The organism is Caulobacter sp. X (assembly GCF_002742635.1).
Classification (GTDB): Bacteria; Pseudomonadota; Alphaproteobacteria; order Caulobacterales; family Caulobacteraceae; genus Caulobacter.
In genome coordinates this window covers 805,685-830,943 of sequence record NZ_PEGF01000002.1, presented here as the reverse complement: position 1 = coordinate 830,943, position 25,259 = coordinate 805,685, and the positions used below count along the sequence as shown (strand labels likewise).

The window sequence follows — 25,259 nt, the reverse complement described above, 5'->3', positions numbered from 1 at the left end:
TCACGCGTAGCTCTGCAGCGGGCGGACGTCCAAGGCCTCGGCCGGGGCGCCGGCGATGGCTTGAGCGGCGGCCAGGGCGCCCGCCGAGGTCGTGTAGTACGGCACCTTCATCATCAGGGCCGTGCGGCGGATCTCGAAGCTGTCTTCCAGCGCCTGCTTGCCTTCGGTGGTGTTGAAGACGAGCTGCACGCCGCCGTTCTTCATCACGTCGACGATGTGCGGACGGCCTTCCAGCACCTTCTTGACGTGCTCGACCTGGACGCCCTGTTCGGCGAGGTAGGCTTGGGTGCCCTCGGTCGACAGCACCTTGAAGCCGGCCGCCTGCAACAGCTTCACCGGTTCGACGATCCAGGGCTTGTCGCTTTCCTTGACCGAGACGAACGCCGTCCCCTTGGTCGGCAGCTTGACGCCGCCGCCCAGCTGGCTCTTGGCGAAGGCGCGGGCGAAGGCCGGGCCCATGCTGGTCTCGCCGTCGCGCTTCCAATCGAGGCCCATGACCTCGCCGGTCGAGCGCATTTCCGGGCCCAGCACCGTGTCGACGCCGGCGAAGCGGGCGAACGGGAAGACCGCTTCCTTGACCGCGATGTGGTCGTAGGGAACGTCCTTGAGGCCAAAGCTGGCCAGGGTCGCGCCGGCCATGATCTTGGCCGCGATGGCCGCCACCGGCTGGCCGATGGTCTTGGCCACGAACGGCACGGTGCGCGAGGCGCGCGGGTTCACTTCCAGCACGTAGATGCGCGGGTTGTCGCCGTGCGGCTCCTCGATCGCGAACTGCACGTTCATCAGGCCGCGGACGTTCAGGGCCAGGGCCATCTGGACAGTCTGGCGCTTCAGCTCCTCGACCGTCTCGGCCTTCAGCGAGAAGGGCGGCATCGAACACGCCGAGTCGCCCGAGTGGACGCCGGCTTCCTCGATGTGCTCCAGCACGCCGGCCACGAACACGTCCTTGCCGTCGCACAGGGCGTCGACGTCGACCTCGGTGGCGCGGCTCAGATAGTGGTCCAGCAGGATCGGGTGCTCGAGCGAGATCTCGCCGGCGCCGGCGATGTAGCGTTCCATGGCCTCGTGGTCACGGATGATCTCCATGCCCCGGCCGCCCAGCACGTAGGACGGACGCATCACGAACGGGAAGCCGATCTTCTCGCCTTCGGCGCGCGCTTCGTCCCAGCTGCGGGCGATGGCGTTTTCCGGCTGGGCGATCTTCAGGCCGTTCAGCAGTTGCTGGAAGCGCTCGCGGTCCTCGGCCAGGTCGATGGCGTCCGGGCTGGTGCCCAGGATCGGGATGCCGGCCTCCTCCAGGGCGTGGGCCAACTTCAGCGGCGTCTGGCCGCCGAACTGGACGATGACGCCGGCCAGGGTCCCCTTGCTCTTCTCGACGTGCAGCAGCTCCAGCACGTCCTCGGCCGTCAGCGGCTCGAAGTACAGGCGGTCGGAGGTGTCGTAGTCGGTCGAGACGGTCTCGGGGTTGCAGTTGACCATGATCGACTCGACGCCGATCTGGTCGAGCGCGAAGGCGGCGTGGCAGCAGCAGTAGTCGAACTCGATGCCCTGGCCGATCCGGTTGGGACCGCCGCCCAGGATCACCGCCTTCTTGGCGTCGGACGGATCGCTCTCGCACTCGGGGATTTGGCCGAGCGCCCCAGTCTCGTAGGTCGAGTACATGTACGGCGTGCTGGCCAGGAACTCGCCGGCGCAGCTGTCGATGCGCTTGAACACCGGGCGGACGGACAGCGCCTGACGCAGGGCGCGAACCTCGTTCTCGGTCTTGCCGGTCAGTTGGGCCAGGCGCTTGTCCGAGAAGCCTTGGGCTTTCAGGGCGCGGAAGGCGGCGGCGTCGGTCGGCAGGCCGCCGGCCTTCACCCAGCCTTCCTGGCGGACGATCTCGGCGATCTGGCGCAGGAACCAGGGCTCGTACGAGCAAGCGACGTTGACCTCTTCCACGGTCAGGCCGTGGCGGAAGGCCTGGGCGATCACGCGCAGGCGGTCGGGGGTCGGGACGCCCAGGGCGCGGATGACCGCTTCCTTGCCGGTGTCGGGATCATCGGCGCCGTGGATCTCGACCTCGTCGAAGCCGGCCAGGCCCGTCTCCAGGCCGCGCAGGGCCTTCTGGACGCTTTCCTTGAAGGTGCGGCCGATGGCCATGACCTCGCCGACCGACTTCATGGCCGTGGTCAGCAGGGGCTCCGAACCCGGATACTTCTCGAAGGCGAAGCGCGGGATCTTGGTGACGACATAGTCGATGCTGGGCTCGAACGAGGCCGGGGTCGCGCCGCCGGTGATGTCGTTCTTCAGCTCGTCCAGGGTGTAGCCGACGGCCAGGCGCGCGGCGACCTTGGCGATCGGGAAGCCGGTGGCCTTCGACGCGAGCGCAGACGAGCGCGACACGCGCGGGTTCATCTCGATGACGACCATGCGGCCGTCCTTCGGATTGACGGCGAACTGGACGTTCGAGCCGCCGGTCTCCACGCCGATCTCGCGCAGCACGGCAATCGAGGCCGCGCGCATCCACTGGTATTCCTTGTCCGTCAGGGTCAGGGCCGGAGCGACGGTGATCGAGTCGCCGGTGTGCACGCCCATCGGGTCGATGTTCTCGATCGAGCAGACGATGATGCAGTTGTCCGCCTTGTCGCGGACGACCTCCATCTCGTACTCCTTCCAGCCCAGGACGCTCTCTTCGACCAGAACTTCGGTGGTCGGCGAGAGGTCGAGGCCGCGCTCGACGATCTCCTTGAACTCCTCGACATTGTAGGCGATGCCGCCGCCGGTGCCGGCCAGGGTGAAGGACGGGCGAATGATCGCCGGCAGGCCGACGAACTCCAGGCCTTCCATGGCCTCTTCAAGCGTGTGGCAGGCGCGCGACCGCGGGCTTTCGAGACCCAGCTTGTCCATGGCGTCGCGGAACTTCTGGCGGTCCTCGGCCTTGTCGATGACCTCGGCCTTGGCGCCGATCATCTCGACGCCGAACTTGGCCAGCACGCCCTGCTCTTCCAAGGCCAGGGCCGTGTTCAGGGCGGTCTGGCCGCCCATGGTCGGCAAGAGCGCGTCGGGGCGCTCCTTCTCGATGATCTTGGCGACCATCTCCGGCGTGATCGGCTCGATATAGGTCGCGTCGGCCACGTCCGGATCGGTCATGATCGTGGCGGGGTTCGAGTTGACCAGGATGATCCGGTAGCCCTCGGCGCGCAGCGCCTTGCAGGCTTGCACGCCCGAATAGTCGAACTCGCAGGCCTGACCGATGACGATGGGCCCAGCGCCGATGATCAGGATCGAGGAGATGTCAGTTCTTTTGGGCATCAGAAACTCGCGCGCAGAGACACGGTCGCGCACATCCGCGCGCCCGCTGCCGACCATCTTGCAGGTTAAGCCGCCCGTTTAGAGACGGAGTCGGTTCGGCGCAACCCCGCATCTTATGAAGGGGTTAACGGCAGCTTGGCCGAACGCAGTTCAACGTCCGCCGCAGCTGACCAGATCGAAGAATTGGCGGGGAATACTGTCGCGGTCGGCGTCGTTGCGCGGATGCCGAAGGGCGTCGTCCAAGGTGGGCAGCAGCATGTGGGCCGGCGCGCGCTGGCCGGCGTGGGGAACGCCGAGGTCGAGCAGATAGTCCTTGTCGAAGCCCATGTACTGCAACTCGCCGAGCGGACGCGGACCGGCCTCGGGGCCCGGCGGCTTCCAGCCCGGCGCGGACGGGTCGGGCGTCGAGATCATGTAGTTCTCGCCGTTGGTCCCGCCGTGCGCCGGCAGGAACCAAAGTCGCCGGCCATGGACATCGAGCCGCAGGGCTAGGCCCGCGGACCAGTCCTGACTGCTGGCGACCGGGACAAATCGCGCGGTCACCGCCGGCTCGGTCCTCAGCGCATAGACCGCTTTCTCGGTCGGACAGGCGGTCATGGCGACGGTTATCAGCAGCGCGGCGAGCATGGGGATTCCGGTGGTTGGGACTCCGATAGAGCCCCCCCTAGGCGGCGGATTCAAGGCGTTCAAAGAGGGCAGCGCCCCGCATCCCTCTCTCAACGAGAGAGGGACTCTCGGTGTTGACAACCTTATCCCCACAACTTAGCCATTACGTTAAATAACAACCTCATTAAATAAATGACCGACCAGCTCTCCGCCACCTTCGCCGCCCTCGCCGACCCGACCCGCCGGGCGATCCTGGCGCGCCTCACGCGGGGCGAGGCCAGCGTCAGCGAGCTGGCCGCGCCGTTCGACATCAGCCTGCCGGCCGTCTCCCGCCACCTGAAGGTGCTGGAGGCCGCCGGCCTGATCAGCCGCTCGCGCGAGGCCCAGGTCCGCCCCTGCAAGCTGGAGGCGGACGCCCTCAAGCGCGCCTACGGCTGGATCGAACATTACCGCCGGTTCTGGGACGCCAGCTTCGACCGGTTGGACGACTACCTCGCCGAACTGCAGGCCCAGGCTCCCTCCCCCACCGACAAGCCGAGGACTCCCAAGCCATGACCGACACCGTCGTGATCCAGGACGACGAGCTCCTGATCGAACGCATCCTGGCCGCCCCGCGCGACCTCGTCTTCCGCGTCTGGACCGATCCTCGGCACCTGACCCGCTGGTGGGGCCCCAAGAATTTCGAGCCGATCGACGCCGAGCAGGACCTTCGCGTGGGCGGAACCTATCGCCTGGGCATGAAGAGCGCCGAGGGACGCGAGGTGTGGAGCACCGGCGTCTACCAGGAGATCGTCCCCAACGAACGGATCGTCATGACCTTTCGCTGGGAGGACGGCGCCTGGGGCGTCGACAACCTGGTCACCGTCACCTTCCTGGAGCTGGCCAGCGGCCGGACCCTGATGCGCTTCCACCAGCAGCCCTTCGCGACCGTCGAGGCGCGCGACGCCCACAACGGCGGCTGGAACAGCCTGCTCGACAAGTTCGCCGCCTATCTGGAGACCGTCCAATGACCGCCGTCGTCTCGCACTACAGCTGGGTCCCGCCCTTCGCCCAGGGTCGGGTGCGCGACTTGCGGGTCCGCTGGGCCCTGGAAGAGGCCGGCCTGCCCTACCGGACCGAGACCGTGCTGCACGAGGACAAGACCGCCTACCGCGCCAAGCAGCCCTTTGGTCAGGTGCCGGCCTATGACGACGGCGAGGTCGCGATGTTCGAGAGCGGGGCGATCGTGCTGCGCATCGCCGAACGGTCAGACGCCCTGATGCCGCGCGACCCCGCCGGCCGCGCGCGGGTCCAGACCTGGATGTTCTGTGCGCTGAACACCATGGAAATGCCGCTGGCCCTGCTGACCGAGATCAATGTCTTCAGCGCCGGCCAGGCCTGGACCGAAGGAGCGCGGCCCAGGGCCGAGGGCTGGATGCGCCAGCGGCTCGCCGAACTGTCCGCGCGGCTGGGCGATAACCCTTACCTGGACGGCGATCGCTTTACGGCCGGCGACCTGCTGATGGCCGACGTGCTGCGCAACGTCCCCGAGGACATGCTGGCCGAGCAGCCGAACCTGGCGGCCTATGTCGCGCGCTGCACGTCGCGACCGACGTTCCAGAAGGCGATGGCCGCGCAGATGGCCGGCTTCACGGGGTCGCCGCCGCCGGGGTGGGCGTAGGCGGGTTCGCCGAGGGATCGGTCGGCGCGACCCAGGCCGCGCCGGACTTGCCCAGGTCGTAGCCCAGCTTGAACAGCGCCCGCCGCCCCTCGGCCGCGAAATCGAGGCCCGAGAAGTCGCCCTTGGCGTCGTCGGGGATGGCGGTGTAGCGGAACACCCCGCCGTTGCGCCGCGTGAAGGCCGCGTTGGCGGTCAGGTGGGTGCGCAGCTGGGCCTTGTTCATGGCGATCCACGAGCGGCCAAGGATCGACAGGGCGTCGCCCTTGGTGAAGCCGAAGCCGCCGTCGATCTGGCCGTTGACGATCACCGACACCTCGCCGGGCCCGGTCTTGTCCTGCCCCGGCAGGATCGACAGCAGCAAGGTCTCGGGCGCGACGAAGAAGGGCGTGGTGACGCTGCCGTCGACGTGCATCTCCGAGAACTTGCGATTGGGGCCCTGGACCTCGATCAGGCTGGGCGGGAAGACGCCGGGGATGCTGGCCGACGCGACCAGCACGTCGCGGAACAGCTGCAACGCCGCCGCGTCGCCGCGCGAGGCGATCGCCCCCATGTCCCAGATCATCGTCTGCTCGGTGTCGAGATTGGTGGTGGCGATCATCAGCCGCCGCCCCTTGGCGTGCTCGACGGCGACCGCATAGAGCAGCGGCGGGTCGACGTACTTGCCCACGAGGTCGCGCAGGGCGTGGTTGCGGAAGATGCTGGGCGCGAAGAAGAGGTCCAGCCCCCGCTTCTGCAGGATGCGATCGGCGGCATCGCTGGTGTAGGCCTCGGTCAGGCGGCGGTCCCAGTCCTTGCCCAGGAAGGCGAACGGCGCGGTCAGGGCCCCGGTCGAGACGCCGGTGACGATGTCGAAGTCGGGCCGGTTCCCCGCCTGGGTCCAGCCCACCAGCACGCCCGCGCCATAGGCGCCGTTCGAGCCGCCGCCCGAGATCGCCAGCACATTGACCTTGCGGCCGGCGGTGTGGCTGTGGACCTCCTGGGCGAACTTCAGGCCCGCGGCGGGATCGGCGGCGCTGAACCGCACGTCGGCCAGGCCCCGCGGCGCGACCGCCCCCAGGTCCTGAGCCGTGAAGGCGTCGCGCGACACGGTCCCGCAGGCCGACAGAACCAGCGTGGCCATCAGGGCGGCGAGGACGCGAAAGCCGCGCATGCAAGCGTCTCCAAAGGATCGCCCGATGATTAGCCGCCTCGGCCCCTTAGGGGAATTGCCGCCTTGCCATCGCCATAATCTGCGAGTCATTCTCAATAGCACTTGAGAGGAGTCGGCGATGGTGTACCGAACCACGGGCGTGAGCGTGCTGGCCTCGATGATGCGCGCGGAGCGGGATCGGCGCGTGGCGCTGGAGCAGGACCTGGCTTGGCTGCTGCACGGGCCGACGGATCCCGAGGTGGTCGAGGACGAGACGCCGGAGCGGCCGTGGCCGCTGGCGGCGGAATAGGCCGGCGCCCCAGCCTTCGCGATCCGCGTCCAAAATAAAAATGACCTGACTGACGCGTTAAACTGTCATTTCGCGGCAAAATGCTGCATGGTTCTCTAGAAATTACGTCAGGGACCAACGCACATTCCTTGGCCTTCGGCTCAACATCGATAGTTGAGGTGATGTGGTTTTCTGATCGAACGGGCGGAAAATCTCGCCAATCCAGAGCCACATTGGCTAGCAATACGCCGATCCAAGCTTGTCGGCCCGTCTCCGAAGACAATCGAAAGGGCGGGAATGACCCACCACGATGACACGCCGCCCGCTGGACTGAGGGTCGTTTCGAACGACGAGAACGACCTGGGTCCGCGCGGCTTGTCGGTCGAGGCGCAGCGGACTCTGCGCCAACTTGAGCGTCGGGCGCGCTCGGGCCAGCTGGAGGCGGTGAACATCCGCGACGTCCAGCAGCTGGCCAGCCTCGGCCTGGCCCGCCACGGGCGCGGCGGATGGCTGCCGACGCGCGAGGGGCTGGCCTATCTGGAACAGCGCCATGGCGACCGTCCGGCGGACGACACGCCCCGCCCCTGACCTCGCCCCGTCTTCCACCGCGCGTCAACGACCGCGCACGGCCACCCCATCACCTTCAGGAGATCCCGATGGCCAAACCCATCCTCGAACGCATCATCATCACCGTCTGCCGCAGCGGCGCTCTCTGGGCCGCCGAGGAGGGCGGCGTGTTCTTCGGCGCCTCGGTGGAAAAGGACATCGCCAAGGCCTCCGCCGCCAAGCGGGCGCGCGAGCACATGCAGCAGGGGCACGCTTGCCAGATCCGCGTGTCGGGAGAAAACGGCTTCGCGATCTGAGACCTTGAACAGGCGCTGGCCGGCGCGAGCGCCGGCTAGACCGCCGAGCGAAACAGTCCCCCAAACGAAAACAGGCCGGCGCATGCGCCGGCCTGTTCCGTTACGGACCCGGAGGTCCGTGAAGAGCGTCAGCGATTAAGCCGATTGCAGCTGACCAGCCGAGGTCTTGCCGCTGCGGCGGTCGACTTCCGGCTCGTACGACAGCTTCTGGCCTTCGTTCAGGCCGTTCATGCCGGCGCGTTCAACGGCCGAGATGTGGACGAAGATGTCCTGGCCGCCGTTGTCCGGCTGGATGAAGCCAAAACCCTTGGCGGAATTGAACCACTTCACGGTTCCAGTAGCCATGGTGAGTATCCTTGTAGGCATGTGTTCGCCGACCGAAAACGTCTCGGCCGACGATCAAATTTCGTTGGAAGTTCGGAAGGCGCGTCCGGCGCTCCGGCTCGCGGAGCAAGGAATAGCAGGCCGAGCGGCAGCGAATTCGATAGCCTTATCTTGGAGGACTTCTAGGAAATAACAAGAAAAATATTTTCGCACGACTTTGTCAGGCCAGCGGAGCCAAGCTGGACCTCAAGCGTTTTCATGGGGATGCGTCGATTTTTCCGGCGTCGAACAAGGAGCTTTCCATGACCCTTCTCGAAAAGATCCCCACGCTCCGCGACGCTGAACTGAAAGCCCTGCTCGCCAACGCCCGCCGCCTGGATGTCACCGGCACGCCCGAGCAGCGCCGCGCCGTCGCCGAGGTGATCACCCCCCTGGAACGCGAGGCCTCGCGCCGTCGCTCGGTCGGGCGCGGGGGGCGCTAACGCTCGGCCTAAGCCAGCGCCTTGCGCGCCGCTTCCCAGTACTGGGCGCCGGTGATCAGGGTCACCAGGGTCGCCAGCCACAGCAGGCCGTGGGCGACCAGCGTGAAGCCGCCGATCATCGACGGCTCTTGCGGCAGACCGAACGCGCCCCACGAGGCCAGGACCATCTCGGCGCCGATCGAGACCAGCTGCAGGGTCGTCTTCCACTTGGCCAGCAGGGTCACCGGCAGTTTGACGCCCCTGCCGGCGCCGACCTCGCGCAAGGCGCTGACCGTGAACTCGCGGAACAGGATCAGGCCCGCCGGCAGCACGACCAGCGGATTGGGCCCCAGCGCCATCAGGCCCAGCAGGGCGCCGCAGACCAGGATCTTATCGCCGATCGGGTCGAGGATCGCGCCCCAGACGCTGACCGCGTCCAGCTTGCGCGCCAGCCAGCCGTCGAAGAAGTCGGTCACCGCCGCGATCACGAAGGCGTAGAACGCCCAGCGCTCCAGCCGCAGCTGGGCGTCGGCCGTTAGCTGATCGCTGACCCACGGCACCGCGCCGGCCGCCGCCGCCAGGGCCACGAACATGAACAGCGCCATCACGAGGCGCGAGCTGGTGAGGATGTTGGGCAAGGACTTCATGGGCGTCTCATAACCCACAAACCCGTGACCGCGATACGGTTCCGCTGTGCGTCGCCGCCCGGCGAGGCTCGGGAAAAACAGCGATTTTTAAGACGCCGTCCGCGACTCGCTTCGATATACAAGTCATGAGGGCGATGCTGGGCCCTCGCCGAGGCGGGCGCGCCGACGAATGACGGACCAGGATCGCGGCGATTTGGGCGGCCGCCGCGCTAGCACGGTGCGCGGGCGGCTGGTGCTCCTGACGGTCAGCCTGCTGATCCCGGCCATCGTTTCCATGGTGCTGCTGCTCGCGGGCGCGGATCGCGAGTCTCGCGGACAGCTCTATCAGCAACTGGTCACCACCGCGCGGGCGCTGTCGGGCGCCGTCGATCGCCAGGCCGCCGTCGGCGTCGCCGTGGTCGAGACCCTGGCCAGCGACCAAGCCCTGATCAACGGCGACTGGGAAGACTTCCACCGCCGCGCCCAGCGCGTCGTCCAGCGCCGTCCCGGCTGGATCGTGGTGTCCGACCTCCACGGGCAGCAGATCCTCAATACGCTGAAGCCGTATGGCGCGCCCCTGCCGATCTCGCCGCGCGCCAATGAGCTAACCAGCGCCCTGCTGGCGGGGCGCAGCAAGATTTCCGACCTGCGGCAAGGCAAGGTGGCCGGCAAGCCGGTGATCACGGTCGCCACGCCGATCCTGGTCAAGGGTCAGCCCTATGTCCTGTCCTATGTCGTGGAGTCGGCCTCGTTCGCCTCGGTGTTCCGCCAGCAGCGCGTGCCCGACCGCTGGGTCGCCACCCTGCTGGACAACAACCGCCGGGTCATCGCCCGCTCGCGGCTGAACGAGAAGTTCACTGGCGCCCTGGCCTCCAAGGACATGGAGGAGAACCTGCGCCACTCGACCGAGGGCGTGAACAAGAGCAAGTCCCTGGAAGGCGTGCCGACCATGGTCGCCTACACCCGCTCGCCCCAGACCGGTTGGACCCTGGTGGTGGCGATCCCGCGCGACGACCTTGCCAGCACGGTCAACCGCTCGGTCGTCCTGGCCGGCGCGGTGTTCCTGGCGCTGCTGGTCCTGGGCATCACGCTGTCGCTGATCTACGCTCGCCGGATCAATGGCGAGATGCGGCGGCTGGTCAGCGACGCCGCCGCGATCGGGCGCGGCGAGACCCTGCCGCCTTCGGATCCGGACAGCCTGGAAGAGATCGCCGCCGTCCACTCGGCCCTGCGCGAGGCTTCCCGCGAGCTGACGGCCCGCGAGGAGCGGCAGGTCGTGATGATCAACGAGCTGAACCACCGGGTGAAGAACACCCTGGCCACCGTCCAGGCCCTGGCCCGCCAGACCTTCCTGAAGACCGACGGCGCGCCGGTGGAGGTCTTCACCGAGCGGCTGATCGCCCTGTCCGGCGCCCACGATCTCCTGACCAAGACCGGCTGGCGCGAGGCCGACATGGACCAGCTGGTCCAGAAGGCCCTGGGCGCGCACGTCGGCCGGGTTCGCCGCGAAGGTCCCGCCGTCGCCCTCGCCCCGCACACCGCCGTCGGCCTGTCGATGGTGTTCCACGAGCTGGCGACCAACAGCGCCAAGTACGGGGCGTTGTCGGTTCCCGGCGGCGCGGTCGAGGTCTCCTGGCGGCTCGATCCGGTGACCGGCAACCTCGCCTTCACCTGGCGCGACGTCGGCGGCCCGCCGGTCACGCCGCCCAAGACCCGGGGCTTTGGCACCCGGCTGATCGAGAGCTCGATCCGGCGCGAGCAGAAAGGCCACGCCCGTTTCGACTTCCGCGCCGAGGGCCTGGTGTTCGAGGCCAGCCTGCCGCTGCCCGAGACGGTGCGCTGGGCCAATCCGTACTGATGACGAGCGAGGCCGACCTCGTCGCCGCCTTCATCCAGGGCGAAGGCCTGCCCGACAGCTTCGCGGATCTGGCGAACCGCCTGCACCGGCCGCTGGCGGCGCGGATGGCGGCCTGGGCTGGCGAAGGCCGCTCGCCCCTCGTCGTCGGGATCTGCGGGCCGCAGGGCTCGGGCAAGTCGACCCTGGCCGCCCTGGTCGCGCGACTGCTGGCGGCGCGGGGCCTGAAGGTCGCGACGCTGTCGATCGACGACCTCTACCTGACCAAGGCCCAGCGCGCCGGGCTGGCCCGCGAGGTCCATCCGCTGCTGGCGACGCGCGGCGTTCCCGGCACGCACGATCCGGCGCTGGGGCTGGCTGTGCTGGAGGCCCTGGGACGGCGGGAAACCATCGCCCTCCCCCGCTTCGACAAGGCCGCCGACGACCGCGCGCCGGAGGCGACTTGGCCGCGTATCGAGGGACCGGTCGATGTCGTGCTGCTGGAAGGCTGGTGCGTCGGCGCGCGGCCGCAGCCGGCGGCGAGGCTGACCGCGCCGGTCAACGCCCTGGAGCGCGACGAGGACCCGGACGGCGCCTGGCGCGGCTTCGCCAACGCGGCCCTCGCCGGCGCCTACGCGGCGCTGTTCGCGCGGTTCGACCGGCTGGTGCTGCTGACCGCCCCGGACTTCGCCGTCGTTCGCGCCTGGCGCGGCCAGCAGGAGGCCCGCCTGCGCGCCCGCCTCGCCGCCGAGGGCCGCGATCCCGGACTGGCGATGGACGACGCCGCCCTCGACCGCTTCGTCGCCCACTACGAGCGCCTGACGCGATGGATCGGCGAGGATTTGCCGGGGCTGGCGGATGTGGTGGTGAGGTTGGATGAGCGAAGGCGGCCGCGAGAAGCTCTGGCTTAGCGCCCCCTCCGTCACGCGGCTTCGCCGCGCGCCACCTCCCCCGTTTCACGGGTGAGGAGGAAGCTCCCCTCCTCCCCCGCGCAGCGGGGGAGGTGGATCGACGCCAGAGGCGGCGAGACGGAGGGGGCGCTCTAGCCACGACATGCCGCCATCGGCTAACACCGTTCCATGACCTATACCGCCCAAGAGATCGCCGCCCTCGCCGAGGGACTGGTCGCCCGCACCTTGCCCAAGGATCGCTGGACCCACGCCGCGCACCTGGCCGCCACGCTGCGCCTCGTCCGCACCCGCGACGCGGGGCTCGAGCGCGATCTGCCGGGGATCATCCAGAGCTACAACGTCTCGGTCGGCGGGGTGAACGACGACGCCAGCGGCTATCACGAGACCATCACCCAGGCCTATCTGGCCGCCATCCGCGCCTTGGTCGCCGCCCTGCCGCCGGGAACGGACGACGCCGAGGCCGTCGCGCGCCTGCTGGCGACGCCGATGGGCGACAAGGCCTGGCCGCTGACCTACTGGTCGCGCGAGCGCCTGTTCTCGGTCGAGGCGCGACGGGGCTGGGTGGAGCCAGATCTCACGGCGCTTGAGCATCCGCCGGGGAGATCGGAGGGGTAGACGTCCTTTTCTTGAACCGCCTGTACAAAAAACGGAAAGACCCGGCGGCCCGCGCGGTCTAAGAGCGCGGCCATGAGCTCCCGCCTCCACGCCCTCGTTCGCGGCAAGACGCCCATCCGTCCGGTCGACGCCCTGCGCGGCGGCGGCGGCGCGCTGCTGGGGTTGCTGGTCGCCGGCCTTCTGGGGCGACTGGCGGTGGGCGGCGGAGACTGGCTGCATCCGCTGCTGGTCGCCCCGATCGGCGCCTCGGCGGTGCTGGTCTTCGCCGTGCCGGCCAGTCCCCTGGCCCAGCCGAGGTCCGTCCTGGGCGGCAACATCGTCTCGGCCCTGGTCGGGATCACCGTCGCCCTGCTGATCCCGCAGCCTCTGATCGCCGCGCCGCTGGCCGTGGGCCTGGCGATCGCGACCATGATGCTGCTGGGCTGCCTGCACCCGCCCGGCGGCGCCGTGGCGCTGATCTGCGTGATCGGCGGTCCCGCCGTCGCCAAGGCCGGCTATCTGTTCGCCCTCAATCCGGTGGCGCTGGACTCCCTGCTGCTGACCGGCGCGGGGATCGCCTGGGGACGCCTGACCGGCCACGCCTATCCGCACCGGGCGCCGGTCGCGCCCGCCAGCCCGCACCACACCAAGGACCCCGCCCCCGCGGCGCGCGTCGGCTTCAGCGCCCTCGACCTCGACCAGGCCCTGGCCCGCTATGGCGAGCTGCTGGACGTCAGCCGCGAGGACCTCGACGCCCTGTTCCGCCAGGTCGAGCTGTCGGCCGCCCAGCGCCTACACAACCAGATCCGCTGCGGCGACGTGATGTCCCGCGACGTGATCAAGCTGCGGCGCGACCAGTCGGCCGAAAGCGCCCTCGCCCATCTGCGCGAGCACGAGCTGCGCGTCGCGCCGGTGGTGGACGAGGCCGGTCGCGTGATCGGCATGGCCCGCCGCGCCGAGCTGCAGGCCAATCTGGGCCGCGCGGTCGAGGCGGCGCTGGATCCGGTGGTCCGCAAGGTGACGACGGACACGCCGATCACCGCCCTGCTGCCGATCCTGTCCAGCGGCCACGCGCACGAGGCCATGGTCGTCGACGCCGAGCGTCGGCTGATCGGCGTGATCACCCAGACCGACCTGATCGCGGCGCTCTACCGCGCCCACGTCGTCGAGGCCGTGGTGGCGGCCTAAAGAAAAACCCTCTCCCACGGGGAGAGGGCGGGGCCCGCCGCGAAGCGGTGGGAGGGTGAGGGATTTCACCCTGTCAGGAGGGGATTGGGATCGAGGACCTTACCGGCCAGCGGCCGGCCCCCTCACCCTCCCATCCCGCCTTCGTCGGGCTGGGCCCCGCCCTCTCCCGTTGGGAGAGGGGTCTTCACGCGCTGCTTCCGCTTCGGCTTGCCTTCCGAAATCTCCAGCCCCAGCCGCGCCAGCACCTCGCGCGCGGCGCGGTCGGTCTCGTTGACCGGCGCGTAGGTCCAGCCGTGGAAAGCTCCGCCGTAGGGCCGCGCAGCGCCCATGCGCTCCAGCTCTTCGTGGAACAGGCGGAACTTCAGGCTATGGCCGTCCATCTTCAACACGAACACCGGCTTGCCGGTCGAGGCCGCCTCGGTCGCCATGTTGGTCGAATCCTCGGTGACCAGGATGTAGTCGGCCGCCGCCAGGAAGGCGAAGTAGGGGTTGGGCCCCTCCCCGTTCCAGATCACGCCCGGCAGGTGGCGCAGGCGCGCCGTCATCAGGGCGCGGGCCGGCTCGGGCGTGCGGCGCGAGAAGGTCATCATCAGCGAGCCGCCCTCCTGCTCCAGCGGGATCTGGATGGCGTGGGCGATCTGGGCGGCGCGCTCGCTGGAAAGATCAAAGGCCTTGGACTTGCCGCCGATCAGCACGGCCACGCGCGGGCGCGGCAGCGGATCGATCAGGCGCTTGAAGGCCTTGGCCTCGGCGGCCAGGCGCTCGGGCGTCACCCGGTGCGGCGAGCCGGTGATCGGCAGCACGTTGTCGCCGGTCAGGCGGTCATGCTTGGGCGGGATCACCAGGTCGAACATGGTGGTCGGCACGCGCGGATCCTGCACCTGCACGACATAGGTCTTGCCGCCCGACCAGCGCTTGGCGCGGATCGACAGGGGCAGGGTGGCGCGGCCGGCGGCCAGCCAGACGTCGGGCCAGGCCTCGGCGTCCTTGGGTCCGGGGATGTCGCTCTCCGGCGTCAGCCAGCGGCGCGGAAAGAGATTCAGCCACCAGGGCAGCCGGCCCGTGCGGCCCTTCCAACCCACGCGCTTGACCGTGACCTCGCAGGGGACCAGGCGCGAGAGGGCGTCGGCCAGGCCCACGACCTGGGCCTCGATGCCGGCGCGGCCGTCGGACACGGCCCAGACCTTGAGCGGACGCTTCGGCGCTTCGGTCACGTCGTCACCCCAAACGCAAAACGAAACAAGGCCGTGTCCTGGCGAACGCCTGGAACGGCCTTGTCTAGTTCGATCAGACTTGTGGCTTAGCTAAGGCGAGCCGCCTTACAGCCACTCGACCTTGGTGATCTCGTAGGCCTTCACGCCGCCGGGCGTGTTGACCTCGACCACCTCGCCGACTTCCTTGCCGATCATCGCGCGCGACAGCGGCGAGGACAGCGAGATGCGGCCCGACTTCACGTCGGCCTCGTGGTCGCCCACGATCTGGTAGCGCGCCTCTTCCTCGGTGTCCTCGTCGATCACCGAGACGGTGGCGCCGAACTTGACCTGCTTGCCCGAGAGTTTGGACACGTCGATGACCTGGGCGCGGGCGATCTTGTCCTCGATCTCGGCGATCTGGCCTTCGATCCAGCCCTGACGCTCCTTGGCGGCGTGATACTCGGCGTTTTCCGAAAGATCGCCGTGCGAGCGCGCCTCGGCGATCGCGGCGATCACCGCCGGTCGTTCGATGGTCTTCAAACGCTTCAGTTCTTCGTCGAGGGTCTGATAACCCCCGACGGTCATCGGCACTTTTTCCATTGCGGATTTTAGCTCGGACGCCTTGGGAGGAAAGACTTCCGGTCGCGGGCGCTCGTGACCGGGGGCTGGGAGGATAGGCGCCCGGTTCTGGATAAGCAAGGGGGGCCCAGCTTGAGGTCAAGCTTGGGTCTCCAGCTCAATCCGACCTCCCCGGCGAACGCCGGGGCCCAGATTCATTCCGGGAGCCTAGGGTTGATGCGCCCTAACGCGGCGCCGGCGACTTCGGTTCCGGCGGGTTCGATCCGGGCGCCGGCGGGCGTTTAGCGCGGGCGCGCCGCCTTAGGCCCGCAGCCGCTCGATGGTCGGCGGGCCGTGGGGCAGGTCGAACTGATCGACCAGCTCCGCCAGCAGGGCCGCGTCGGCGTTCAGGGTCTGGGTCGCCTCGGAGGTCTCCTCGACCATGCCGGCGTTCTCCTGCAGCACCTGGTCCATCTGGGCGACGGCGGTGTTGACCTGGGCCAGGCCCTGGGCCTGGGCCTGGGCCGAACCGGCGATTTCCGAGACCAGGGCGTCGATCTCCGAGATCTGGGACACCATGCGCTGCAGCGCCTCGCCCGTGCGGGCCACCAGGCCCACGCCGGTCTCGACCTGGCCGGTCGAGGTCGAAATCAGTTGCTTGATCTCCTTGGCGGCCTCGGCCGAGCGTTGGGCCAGGGCGCGGACTTCCTGGGCGACCACGGCGAACCCCTTGCCGCTCTCCCCGGCCCGGGCGGCCTCGACGCCCGCGTTCAGGGCCAGGAGATTGGTCTGGAAGGCGATCTCGTCGATCACGCTGATGATGTTGGTGATTTCCTGCGACGAGCGTTCGATGGCGGTCATGGCCGCGACCGTCTGCTCGACCACCTCGCTCGAGCGCTCGGCGTCGTTGCGGGTGCGCGCCACGACGTCGGCGGCGCGCTTGGCGCCCGAGGCCGTCTGGCCGACCGTGGCGGTGATGTCGTCCATGGTCGAGGCGGTTTCCTGCAGGCTGGCGGCCTGACGCTCGGTGCGGCGCGCCAGGGACTGAACGGCGTCAGCGATCTGGTCCGAGCCCGCGCGAACCCCGTCGACCCGGCCTTCGATCACCGTCAGGGTGTCAGCCAGCCGGTCGGCGGCGGTGTTGTAGTCCGAGCGCAGGGCCTCGTAGGCCTCGGCGAACTTGGTGTGCAGCCGCGCGGTCAGGTCGCCGCGCGCCAGGTGCGACAGCGCCTGACCCAGGGCGGCGATGGCCGCGTCGCGTTGCGCTTCGGCCTGCTTGTGCGCCTCGGCGTGGCTGAGGCGGCTTTCTTCCTCGGAGCGGCGGGCCCCTTCGGCGGCGTCCTGGGCCGCGCGCGCCTCGTCGAGGGCCTCCTTGGCCTTGGCGCGCTCGCCGCCGGCCACGGCGAACATGTGGTTGACGCTGGCGCTAACGGCGATCAGGGCGCTGGCCTCGACGATCAGGATCACGGCGTGGACGATCACCCGGCCCAGGCTGGCCGAGCCGGGGAACACCGCCTGCGGCAGGAGATAGGTCAGGCCCAGGTGATGCACGGCCACGGTCGCGGCGGCGGCGGCGATCACCACCCAGTCGCAATAGACGACCAGCAGCGCCAGGGCGGCGAAATAGGCCATGTGCATGTCGGTCTGCCAGGCGTGACCGCTCAGCGCCGCGACCAGCAGCGAGACCTGCGCCATCAGGGCCACCCCGACCAGCGCGCGACCGGCCGAGCCCTTGCCCTTGCGCCAGGCCAGGGTCGCGGCGCCGGCGGTCACGATCGCCGCCGCGGCCACCGCCGCCACGGGCCCATGGACCAGCAGGCGCGCGCCCAGCAGCACGGGAACCATCGCCCAGGCCAACAGCGCGATCAGCTTGCCGCCGACCTCGCGTTGCGCCTCCAGATTGGAGAAGACCAGCTTGAAGGGAGCTTTCATGGATTGGCTTCCGAAGAGATCGGGCGAGCGCACACCCCGGCCAGGGCCGGATCGAGCAGGAGAAGGGCGCCGGCTTCGCGCGCTCGCGCGGAGAGCCGGGCGGGATCGCCGCGCAGGATGACGATGAACGATACGCCGCCGGCGCCGGCGATATCGCCGGCCTCGCCCGCCGCGCCGAAGACCCGCGCCGTCGACCACCAGGGCGGGAACACCGCCGCCAGGCGATCCGGAGTCCGGGGCTGAGCCTCCACCGCGACGGCCGCGAACAGGCTCAGCAGCACCCCGGCGACGCCCAGGGCGATCGAGCCGGCGGCCGAGAACCGGCGCCTCTGCTCAACGGGCTCTGTCGTCGGGGCCAAAATCAAGGCGAACGCGCTCCTCAACGCTCCGGACGGACAAGTCCGGACGCTTAGGCCACGATTGCCCGAGCGTTGGTTCGCTAAGCCTTAACTTTAACGCCCCGGCGACGCTTGGTCGCAGGCAGGCCTACCCATTTTAGGGCGTGGTGTTGACCATCCACGGGATACCGAACTTGTCGGTCAGACTGCCGTAGCCGGGCGACCAGAAGGTCTCGCCGAAGGGCATGCCGACCTTGCCGCCTTCCGAGAGCGCGTCGAACACGCGACGGGCCTCGGCGGGATCGGCGGTGTGGTAGGTCACGTCGAAGCCGTTCTTGGGCTTTTCGATATTGGGCGCGAATTCGGGCGGCATGTCCGCGCCCATGATCGCCTGGTCGCCGACCTGCAGCCAGGCGTGCATCAGCCAGTCCTTGTAGGCCGGGTTCATCGGCGGACCGCCTGGCGGGCCTTCGCCGTATGGGAAGGCGCCGGTGATCTCGCCGCCCAGCACCTTCGCGTAGAATTCGAAGGCCTGGCGGCACTGCCCCTGGAAGCTGAGGCTGGTGACGATCTTCATGGCGCGTCCTCCGTCTTTGATTTCCGCCAGGTTAGCGTAGGACCAAGACGCTTTCATGGGCGACGCCCAGACCTGTCAGCAGCCTTTCCCTCAGGCGTAGGCGTACGGTCCGCCGCGCTCCAGAGCCCGCTGGTAGGCGGGGCGCGCGTGGATCTTTTCGAGGAACGCCTTCACGTGCGGACGGCTGGCCGCGTCCGCCCGGTCGGCGCCGGCCTCCAGCGGAAAGCTCATGGCGATGTCGGCGGCGGTGAACGCCGGCCCGGCGAACCAGGGCGACTTCGAAAGCTCCGCCTCCCAGTAATCGATATGGGTCTTGAGCTGCGGATCGATAAAGCTGGCCTGGGCCTTGGCGGCGATCGAGCGGACGATCGGCTTCATCAGTCCCGGCGCGCGGTTGGGCAGGGCCGAGAACACCAGCTTCAGCAGCAGCGGCGTCATGGCCGAGCCCTCGGCGTAATGCAGCCAATAGGTATAGCGCAGGCGTTCGGGAGTCCCCGACGCGGGGATGAGCTTTCCCCCGCCATAGACCCCGACGATGTATTCGATGATCGCGCCCGTCTCGGCGATCACGGCGTCGCCGTCGGTGATCACCGGCGACTTGCCTAGCGGATGGACGGCCTTCAGCTCCGGCGGGGCCAGCATGGTCTTCGCGTCGCGCTCATAGCGCTTGACCTCGTAGGAGACGCCCAGCTCCTCGAGCAGCCACAGGACCCGCTGGCTGCGAGAATTGTTCAGGTGATGGACGACGATCATGCAGCGCTTCTCCCATTCTATGCCTAATTAATGATCAGCCGTTCAACGTTCGGCAAGGTTTACCAAGTCTTGTGTCGCCCCAGTAGAGTTGGGGGGATTGGGATGACCGGAGCGTTCAAGCGGCTTTCGCTTGCCGGGAAGCTTATGGCGGCGGGCGGCGCGGCCTTGGGGGCCCTGCTGATCGTGGCCTCGCTCCTGATCAGCGTCAGCAGCGGTCAGGCCGTCCGCGGTCTCGCCGAACGCTACGCCGCCAGCATGACGGCCGAGACGGCCATGAGCGTCAAGAACGACCTGGACGACGCCGACGCCGTGGTGCGCGCGGCGGCCGGCATGTTCTCGGCCTCCTACGCCTCGGGCCAGCGCGACCGCGCCGCCTATATGGCTCAGCTCAAGCCGATCTCGGCGGCGTCCAAGGCGATGCTGGGCGGCTGGCTGATGTTCGAGCCGAACGCCCTGGGCGACGACGCCGCCTTCGCGGGCCGCGCCGAGCTGGGCTCGACTCCGTCGGGCCGCTTCATCGGCTACTGGGTGCGCGACGGTCAGAGCCTGAGCGCCGAACAGGGCGAAGACGCCGAATTCTCCGAGGCCTTCTTCACCACGAGCTTCCAGAGCGGCCGCCCGGCGATCCTGGAGCCCTATTCCGACAACGTCGCCGACGGCGGCCAGCAGAAACAGGTCCTGATGACCTCGATCACCTATCCGGTGATCGCGGGCGGCAAAACGGTCGGCGTGATGGGCGCGGACCTGGCGCTGGACGACATCGCCGCGCGCCTGAACGCCCTGAAGCCGTTCGACGACGGCCGCGCCATGCTGGTCTCGCCCGGCGGCCTGTGGGTCTCGCACCCCGACGCGGCCCTGCGCATGAAGGCCTACGCCGATCCTGGCCTCGACGTCGTCAAGCAAGCCATGGCCGATGGCAAGCCGGCGCTGATCGACGGCGTCAAGCTGAAGGGCCGCAAGGCCCAGCGCCTGGTGGCGCCGGTGCGCCTGGCCTCGGGCGCGACCTGGGCCGTTGTGGCCGACGTCAGCGAGGACGCCCTGCTGGCCCCCGCCCGTCGCCTAGCCCTGGGCCTGGCCGTCGGCGGCCTCGTGCTGCTCCTGGCCTCGCTGGCCGTGCTGGCCGTGGCCTCGCGCCGGCTGATCGCCCGCCCGCTGCTGACCCTGCGCGAGACGGTGAAGGGCCTGGCCGAGAACCGCTACGACCTGCCCGTGGCCGAGACCGCCCGCGCCGACGAGATCGGCTCGATCGCCCGGGCCCTGGAGACCCTGCGCAGCGAACTGGCTCGCGCCCAGGCCCTGCGCGACGAGCAGGACGCCCTGCGCCGCGCCGCCGACGCCGACCGCGACCGCGCCACGGCCCTCTCGCTCTCGATCGACGAACAGACCGGCGTTGTCCGCGAGGTCGGCGCGGCCCTGGCCGCCGTGGCCGAGGGCGACCTGTCGCGCCGCATCGCCGGCCCGTTCGCCGAGGTCTACGAGCCGCTGCGCCAGGACTTCAACAAGGCCGTCGCCAGCCTGGAGCAGGCGATCGGCGAGATCGCCGAGGCCGCCGACGCCATCGGCGCGGCCAGCGACACCCTCTCCAACGCCTCGGGCGAGCTGGCCCGGCGCACCGAACGCCAGGCCCAGGGCCTGGAGCGCGCGGCCGGCTCGCTGAACGCGGTGACCGGCGCCATGGGCGAGGTCGCCGGCGGCGCCGACGAGACCCGCCGCCTGGTCGCCTCGGCCCGCAGCGAGGCCGACGACGGCGGCGCCGTGGTCACCGAGGCCGCCCAGACCATGGGCGAGATCGACGCCTCCTCGCGCCGCATCGGCGACATCGTCGGCCTGATCGACGAGATCGCCTTCCAGACCAATCTCCTGGCGCTGAACGCCGGCGTCGAGGCCGCCCGCGCGGGCGAGGCCGGTCGCGGCTTCGCCGTCGTCGCCCAGGAAGTGCGGGCGCTCGCCCAGCGCTCGGCGGACTCGGCAAAGCAGATCAAGTCGCTGATCAGCCAGTCGGACGCCAGCGTCCAGGCGGGCGTGGCCCTGGTCGAGAAGACCGGCGCGGCCCTGCACGGCGTCGCGGGCCAGATGGCCGGCATCGACGCGGCCGCCACGCGGATCGCCTCGTCGGTGCGCGAGCAGGCCCAGGACCTCTCGACCGTCAACGCCGAGGTCGCCGAGATCGAGCGCTTCACCCAGCAGAACCTGGCCATGGTCGAGAGCGCCCGCGCCGCCGACCAGGCGCTCGCCAACCAGGGCGCGCGGCTGATGGATCTGGTGGGGCGGTTCCGCCTGGGGCGCGCCAACCTGCGACGGGCGGCCTAAGGCCCGCTGGCGTTTCCGCGCGAGAGCCCCCATCATCCGCCCATGATCGTCGCCATCCTCCAGGCCCGCATGAGCTCCACCCGCCTGCCGGGCAAGGTGCTGATGCCGCTCGTGCGCCAGCCGATGATCGTGCGGCAGATCGAGCGCGTGGCCCGGTCCCGCAAGATCGACAAGCTGGTCGTCGCCACCTCCGAGAACCGCGAGGACGACGCCATCGAAAAGGCCGTGCTGCGCGAGGGAATTCCGGTATTCCGGGGCTCGCTGTACGACGTGCAGGAGCGGTTCCTGGGCGCGCTGGACGCCCATCCGGCCGAGCACCTGGTGCGGCTGACCGCCGACTGTCCGCTGGCTGATCCCGACCTGATCGACGCCACGATCGAGCTCTATCTGTCCAGCGACGCCGACTACGCCAACAACGTCGCCGAGGGCCGCGCCTGGCCCAAGGGCACGGACGTCGAGGTGATGCGGGCCTCGGCCCTGCGCGAGGCGGCCAAGGTCGCCAGCCCCGAGGCGCGCGAGCACGTCACCTGGGACCTGCGCACCCAGCCCGAGCGCTGGCGGCAGGTTTTCCTGGCCTGTCATCCCGACCAGGGCGCGGTGCGCTGGACCGTCGACCGCCCCGACGACTACGCCTTTGTCGCCACGGCCTATGACGCGCTCTATCCGAAGAACCGCGCCTTCACCTCGGACGACGTGCGGGCCTTCGTCCGCGACCGGCCGGACCTGCAGGAGTACGGGGGCGACCGGCGGGTATGAGCCGCATCCTGTTCGTCTGCGCGGCGGGCCCCAGCGTCGGCGGCGGCCACGTGATGCGGTCCCTGACCCTGGCGCGGGCGCTCGCGCAAGGCGGCGCGACCTGCGGGTTCCTGGCCGGCCCCGAGGTCGCCGCGGTGCTGAACGCTTTCGCGCCGGACATGGCGCGGGCAGAGGATGACGCGGGCTTCGACGCCGTGGTGTTCGACCATTACGGCCTGAGCGCCGAGGACCATCGCGCCCTGGCCAAGGGCCGCCCCACGCTCGTCATCGACGACCTCGCCGACCGGCCGCTGGCCTCCGACCTGGTGTTGGACTCCGGACTGGCGCGGAAGGCCCAGGACTATGCGGGCCTGGTCCCCGCTCACGCGCGCCTGCTGCTGGGCCCGTCCTATGCGCCGGTCCGTCCGGCTTTCGCGGCGCTGCGCGAGAAGGCCCTGGCGCGGCGGGCCCAGCGGACGCCCGTGCGACGCATCCTGGTGTCGCTGGGCCTGACGGACGTTGGCGGGATCACCGAGCGGGTCGTCGGACTGCTGCGGCCTCTGATCGGCGAGGCGGCGCTGGACGTGGTGGTCGGCGGCGCGGCGCCCAGCCTGCCCGCCCTGCGCGCCCTGGCCCGGCGGGACCCCCGCCTCGTCCTCCACGTCGACGCCCAGGACATGCCGCAACTCACGCTGGAGGCCGACCTCGCCGTCGGCGCCGGCGGCTCGACCACCTGGGAGCGCTGCGTGCTGGCCCTGCCGACCCTGGCGCTGATCCTGGCCGACAACCAGGCGCCCGCCGCGCGCGCCCTGGCGGCGGCCGGCGTCGCGCCCTGCCTCGACGTCGCCGCGCCGGACTTCGAGACGGTCTTCGCGCGGGAGGTCTCGGACCTGCTGGACAACGCCGACCGCCGCGCGGCCCTGTCGACCGCGAGCGCCAAGGTCTGCGACGGCCTGGGCGCCGAGCGGGTCGCGGCGGCGTTTCTGGAGATCGTGGCCGCGCGAAAGCGCTCCTAGGCGCCAGCGAAGGGACGTATCGTATCGCGACACAGCGCCTTGACAGGCGTATCGCGTTGCGACACAAATCACCTTGGAGACGGCGATGGCGATCCAGAGCTTCAAGGACCCGCGCGCGCAGGCCATTCTTGACGGGACCGCGCCGGGAAAGGGCTTTCCTTCGGACCTGCTGCGGGTGGCCAAACGCAAGTTGGAGATGCTGGAAGCCGCCGTCGTGTTGAACGACCTTCGCACCCCGCCAGGCAATCGGCTCGAAGCCTTGTCCGGCGATCGGAGAGGTCAACATTCGATCCGGGTGAACGATCAGTTCCGGCTGGTCTTCGTCTGGACCGAAGCTGGCCCGGCCGAAGTGGAGTTCGTGGACTATCATTGAGCGTCGCCAGCGCTCCCGAGGAGACTAAAGCGATGGCCCCCAGCATCGCCTCAGACAACGATCCCCTCGCCCCGGTTCATCCGGGCGAGATCCTGCTGGAAGAGTTCCTGAAGCCCCACGGCCTGACGCCCGGCCGCGTCGCCGCGCGGCTGCACATCGCCCGCCCTCGGATCGAGAAGCTGGTCCGCGGCCAGACCCCGGTGACGATCGACACGGCGCTGCGCCTGGAGCGACTGTTCGGCGCCAGCGCGCAGTTCTGGCTCAACCTGCAAAACCGCTACGACCTGGAAATGGCCAAGCGGGGCGTCGCGCCGGACATCGCCAGCATCGAGCCTTTCGCCGCCTAACCCACCATCGACCAGTCCAGCGGCTCGCCGCGCGTGATGTCTCGGGTCGCCGGCCGACCCAGCACCTTGTCGAGATCGCCCGGCGGCAGGCCAGAACCCGGACGGACGGAGCGGATGTTGGCGCGGCTCAGGATCTCGCCCGCCTTGACGTCGGCGGTGACATAGAGCGAGCGGCGGAACTGCAGGTTGGCGCGCTCGGCGCCCAGCACGTCGTAGTGGGCGACGCCGAGGGCGGCCCAGGCGTTCTTGGTGTCCTCGACCAGGGCCTTGAACTCGGCCGGCTCCAGGCTGAAGGCCGCATCCGGTCCGCCGTCGGCGCGTGCCAGGGTGAAGTGCTTTTCGACGCAGCAGGCGCCCAGGGTGACCGCCGCCACCGAGGCGGCCGTGCCGGGCGTGTGGTCCGACAGGCCGATCGGACAGCCGAAGCGCGCGGCCATGTCCGGCACGGTCCGCACATTGGCGTCGGCGAACGTGGCCGGATAGCTGGACACGCAATGCAGCAGCAGCACGCCCGCCGCGCCGGCGGCCAGGGCCGTGTCGCGGGCGGTCTTCATCTCCTCGAGGTTCGCCATGCCGGTCGAGATGATCAGCGGCTTGCCCTTGGACGCGGCGTATTTGATCAGCGGCAGGTCGACGGCCTCGAACGAAGCGATCTTGAAGGCCGGCGCGCCGAGGTCGTCCAGCAGGTCGACGGCGGTCTCGTCGAACGGGCTGGAGAAGATCGTCACCCCGCGCTTCTTGGCGCGCTCGAAGATGGCCGCGTGCCATTCGAACGGCGTCTGGGCCTCTTGATAGAGCTCATAGAGCGTGCGCCCGTCCCACAGCCCGCCGTGGATCTTGAACTCGGGCCGGTCGATGTCCAGCGTGATGGTGTCGGCGGTGTAGGTCTGGATCTTGATCGCGTCGCAGCCGGTGTCGGCCGCCGCGTCGACCATCTCCAGGCAGCGGTCGAGGCTGCCGTTGTGATTGCCCGACAGCTCGCAGATCACATACGGCGAATAGTCGGCGCCGATGCGGCGACCGGCGATCTCGATGAAGGGGGCGGACATGACGGATCACCCGGAAACGTGGTTGCCGTCAGCTTAACCCGCCAAAGGTGGACGAGCCGTCAATCGCGGACGTCCCTACTCCAGGTGCGGCTCGTAATCGCGCAGAGGCGGCCGGCGGCTGCGGCGTTCCTCGTATTCGCGCTTGCCGACGAGGGCGGACACCCCGGCCAGGGCGGCGAAGATGGCGATCAGCGCCAAGCCCAGCTTGACGTCGCCGATCCAGAAATTGGCCACCCCGACGAACAGGATGACCAGACCCACGCCCAGCATGACTCCGAGCTTCATGAGTTTTTCCTCCG

The 25,259-nt window shown here is 69.4% G+C and carries 29 protein-coding genes; 16 read left to right on the top strand and 13 right to left on the bottom strand.

The window, feature by feature from the left end; genetic code table 11:
* Both carB and CSW60_RS16170 read right to left on the bottom strand, forming a co-directional pair.
* Window positions 1–3,294 (bottom strand): carbamoyl-phosphate synthase large subunit, encoded by a 3,294-nt coding sequence (carB, locus tag CSW60_RS16175; protein WP_099539158.1) that lies wholly within the window; start codon window positions 3,292–3,294, stop codon window positions 1–3.
* Between the two features lie 150 nt (window positions 3,295–3,444).
* Window positions 3,445–3,921, bottom strand: coding sequence for a hypothetical protein (locus CSW60_RS16170; protein ID WP_099538332.1), 477 nt, complete (start codon window positions 3,919–3,921; stop codon window positions 3,445–3,447).
* A 171-nt stretch (window positions 3,922–4,092) separates the two neighbouring features.
* Here CSW60_RS16170 and CSW60_RS16165 point away from each other — a divergent pair, with 171 nt between their 5' ends.
* From CSW60_RS16165 to CSW60_RS16155, 3 genes are read left to right on the top strand one after another with little or no spacing between them, the layout of a single operon-like run.
* Window positions 4,093–4,455: a helix-turn-helix transcriptional regulator gene (locus CSW60_RS16165; RefSeq protein WP_099538331.1), complete on the top strand. Its 363-nt coding sequence runs from the start codon at window positions 4,093–4,095 to the stop codon at window positions 4,453–4,455.
* Entirely contained in the window at window positions 4,452–4,910 is a 459-nt protein-coding gene (locus tag CSW60_RS16160) for an SRPBCC domain-containing protein (RefSeq protein WP_099538330.1), read from the top strand. The genes CSW60_RS16165 and CSW60_RS16160 overlap by 4 nt, the downstream gene beginning before the upstream one ends.
* Window positions 4,907–5,560: a glutathione S-transferase family protein gene (locus tag CSW60_RS16155; RefSeq protein WP_099538329.1), complete on the top strand. Its 654-nt coding sequence runs from the start codon at window positions 4,907–4,909 to the stop codon at window positions 5,558–5,560. The genes CSW60_RS16160 and CSW60_RS16155 overlap by 4 nt, the downstream gene beginning before the upstream one ends.
* On the opposite strand, the gene CSW60_RS16150 is transcribed toward CSW60_RS16155, so the two are convergent.
* A complete protein-coding gene (locus CSW60_RS16150) occupies window positions 5,529–6,710 on the bottom strand; it encodes a patatin-like phospholipase family protein (RefSeq protein ID WP_099538328.1) in 1,182 nt (393 codons plus the stop codon). The two genes, CSW60_RS16155 and CSW60_RS16150, sit on opposite strands and share 32 nt — an antisense overlap.
* Before the next feature lie 118 nt (window positions 6,711–6,828).
* On the opposite strand from CSW60_RS16150, the gene CSW60_RS23705 reads away from it, so the two are divergent.
* The 3 genes from CSW60_RS23705 to CSW60_RS16140 all read left to right on the top strand — a co-directional run bounded on the left by CSW60_RS23705 (window position 6,829) and on the right by CSW60_RS16140 (window position 7,841).
* On the top strand, window positions 6,829–6,999 hold the full coding sequence (locus CSW60_RS23705) for a hypothetical protein (protein ID WP_201723075.1): 171 nt from the start codon (window positions 6,829–6,831) through the stop codon (window positions 6,997–6,999).
* A 276-nt stretch (window positions 7,000–7,275) separates the two neighbouring features.
* Window positions 7,276–7,566, top strand: coding sequence for a hypothetical protein (locus CSW60_RS16145; protein WP_099538327.1), 291 nt, complete (start codon window positions 7,276–7,278; stop codon window positions 7,564–7,566).
* 68 nt (window positions 7,567–7,634) lie between these two features.
* The gene (locus CSW60_RS16140; protein WP_099538326.1) at window positions 7,635–7,841 is read left to right on the top strand and encodes a hypothetical protein; all 207 of its coding nucleotides are present in this window, start codon (window positions 7,635–7,637) and stop codon (window positions 7,839–7,841) included.
* A gap of 135 nt (window positions 7,842–7,976) precedes the next feature.
* On the opposite strand, the gene CSW60_RS16135 is transcribed toward CSW60_RS16140, so the two are convergent.
* Window positions 7,977–8,186, bottom strand: coding sequence for a cold-shock protein (locus CSW60_RS16135; RefSeq protein WP_066682838.1), 210 nt, complete (start codon window positions 8,184–8,186; stop codon window positions 7,977–7,979).
* A gap of 281 nt (window positions 8,187–8,467) precedes the next feature.
* Between CSW60_RS16135 and CSW60_RS16130 the strand changes: the two genes are divergently transcribed.
* Window positions 8,468–8,647, top strand: a complete 180-nt coding sequence (locus tag CSW60_RS16130; RefSeq protein WP_099538325.1) for a hypothetical protein — start codon at window positions 8,468–8,470, stop codon at window positions 8,645–8,647.
* Window positions 8,648–8,655: 8 nt separating this feature from the next.
* Here the strand turns inward: CSW60_RS16130 and pgsA are convergent, their stop codons facing one another.
* Complete coding sequence (gene pgsA / locus CSW60_RS16125; RefSeq protein WP_099538324.1) at window positions 8,656–9,273, bottom strand: CDP-diacylglycerol--glycerol-3-phosphate 3-phosphatidyltransferase; 618 nt, start codon at window positions 9,271–9,273, stop codon at window positions 8,656–8,658.
* 169 nt (window positions 9,274–9,442) lie between these two features.
* Here pgsA and CSW60_RS16120 point away from each other — a divergent pair, with 169 nt between their 5' ends.
* From CSW60_RS16120 to CSW60_RS16105, 4 genes are all read left to right on the top strand, one after another.
* Entirely contained in the window at window positions 9,443–11,110 is a 1,668-nt protein-coding gene (locus CSW60_RS16120) for an HWE histidine kinase domain-containing protein (protein ID WP_099538323.1), read from the top strand.
* Window positions 11,110–11,997, top strand: coding sequence for a kinase (locus tag CSW60_RS16115; RefSeq protein ID WP_099538322.1), 888 nt, complete (start codon window positions 11,110–11,112; stop codon window positions 11,995–11,997). Before CSW60_RS16120 ends, CSW60_RS16115 begins: the two co-directional genes overlap by 1 nt.
* Before the next feature lie 168 nt (window positions 11,998–12,165).
* Window positions 12,166–12,612 (top strand): hypothetical protein, encoded by a 447-nt coding sequence (locus CSW60_RS16110; RefSeq protein ID WP_099538321.1) that lies wholly within the window; start codon window positions 12,166–12,168, stop codon window positions 12,610–12,612.
* A 72-nt stretch (window positions 12,613–12,684) separates the two neighbouring features.
* Window positions 12,685–13,779: an HPP family protein gene (locus CSW60_RS16105; protein WP_099538320.1), complete on the top strand. Its 1,095-nt coding sequence runs from the start codon at window positions 12,685–12,687 to the stop codon at window positions 13,777–13,779.
* Between the two features lie 122 nt (window positions 13,780–13,901).
* Here the strand turns inward: CSW60_RS16105 and CSW60_RS16100 are convergent, their stop codons facing one another.
* The 6 genes from CSW60_RS16100 to CSW60_RS16075 all read right to left on the bottom strand — a co-directional run bounded on the left by CSW60_RS16100 (window position 13,902) and on the right by CSW60_RS16075 (window position 19,130).
* Window positions 13,902–14,993 carry a mitochondrial fission ELM1 family protein gene (locus CSW60_RS16100; protein WP_236634300.1) on the bottom strand — a complete coding sequence of 364 codons (1,092 nt, stop codon included), beginning with the start codon at window positions 14,991–14,993 and terminating at the stop codon, window positions 13,902–13,904.
* Window positions 14,994–15,098: 105 nt separating this feature from the next.
* Window positions 15,099–15,572 (bottom strand): transcription elongation factor GreA, encoded by a 474-nt coding sequence (greA, locus tag CSW60_RS16095; RefSeq protein WP_066680888.1) that lies wholly within the window; start codon window positions 15,570–15,572, stop codon window positions 15,099–15,101.
* Between the two features lie 279 nt (window positions 15,573–15,851).
* Entirely contained in the window at window positions 15,852–17,462 is a 1,611-nt protein-coding gene (locus CSW60_RS16090) for a methyl-accepting chemotaxis protein (RefSeq protein ID WP_099538319.1), read from the bottom strand.
* Window positions 17,459–17,827 (bottom strand): hypothetical protein, encoded by a 369-nt coding sequence (locus tag CSW60_RS16085; RefSeq protein ID WP_099538318.1) that lies wholly within the window; start codon window positions 17,825–17,827, stop codon window positions 17,459–17,461. Before CSW60_RS16085 ends, CSW60_RS16090 begins: the two co-directional genes overlap by 4 nt.
* 130 nt (window positions 17,828–17,957) lie before the next feature.
* Window positions 17,958–18,377, bottom strand: a complete 420-nt coding sequence (locus CSW60_RS16080; RefSeq protein ID WP_099538317.1) for a VOC family protein — start codon at window positions 18,375–18,377, stop codon at window positions 17,958–17,960.
* 90 nt (window positions 18,378–18,467) lie between these two features.
* On the bottom strand, window positions 18,468–19,130 hold the full coding sequence (locus CSW60_RS16075; RefSeq protein WP_099538316.1) for a glutathione S-transferase family protein: 663 nt from the start codon (window positions 19,128–19,130) through the stop codon (window positions 18,468–18,470).
* Window positions 19,131–19,226: 96 nt separating this feature from the next.
* On the opposite strand from CSW60_RS16075, the gene CSW60_RS16070 reads away from it, so the two are divergent.
* From CSW60_RS16070 to CSW60_RS16050, 5 genes are all read left to right on the top strand, one after another.
* A complete protein-coding gene (locus CSW60_RS16070; RefSeq protein ID WP_201723106.1) occupies window positions 19,227–21,440 on the top strand; it encodes a methyl-accepting chemotaxis protein in 2,214 nt (737 codons plus the stop codon).
* A gap of 42 nt (window positions 21,441–21,482) precedes the next feature.
* Window positions 21,483–22,196 carry a cytidylyltransferase domain-containing protein gene (locus tag CSW60_RS16065; RefSeq protein WP_099538314.1) on the top strand — a complete coding sequence of 238 codons (714 nt, stop codon included), beginning with the start codon at window positions 21,483–21,485 and terminating at the stop codon, window positions 22,194–22,196.
* The gene (pseG, locus tag CSW60_RS16060) at window positions 22,193–23,191 is read left to right on the top strand and encodes a UDP-2,4-diacetamido-2,4,6-trideoxy-beta-L-altropyranose hydrolase (RefSeq protein ID WP_099538313.1); all 999 of its coding nucleotides are present in this window, start codon (window positions 22,193–22,195) and stop codon (window positions 23,189–23,191) included. The genes CSW60_RS16065 and pseG overlap by 4 nt, the downstream gene beginning before the upstream one ends.
* 85 nt (window positions 23,192–23,276) lie before the next feature.
* A complete protein-coding gene (locus CSW60_RS16055) occupies window positions 23,277–23,564 on the top strand; it encodes a type II toxin-antitoxin system RelE/ParE family toxin (RefSeq protein WP_099538312.1) in 288 nt (95 codons plus the stop codon).
* Window positions 23,565–23,596: 32 nt separating this feature from the next.
* The gene (locus tag CSW60_RS16050; RefSeq protein ID WP_099538311.1) at window positions 23,597–23,911 is read left to right on the top strand and encodes a HigA family addiction module antitoxin; all 315 of its coding nucleotides are present in this window, start codon (window positions 23,597–23,599) and stop codon (window positions 23,909–23,911) included.
* Here CSW60_RS16050 and pseI read toward each other — a convergent pair.
* The gene (gene pseI / locus CSW60_RS16045) at window positions 23,908–24,960 is read right to left on the bottom strand and encodes a pseudaminic acid synthase (protein ID WP_099538310.1); all 1,053 of its coding nucleotides are present in this window, start codon (window positions 24,958–24,960) and stop codon (window positions 23,908–23,910) included. The genes CSW60_RS16050 and pseI overlap by 4 nt on opposite strands.
* Window positions 24,961–25,035: 75 nt before the next feature.
* Window positions 25,036–25,245, bottom strand: a complete 210-nt coding sequence (locus CSW60_RS16040; protein WP_099538309.1) for a hypothetical protein — start codon at window positions 25,243–25,245, stop codon at window positions 25,036–25,038.
* Window positions 25,246–25,259: the final 14 nt, after the last annotated feature.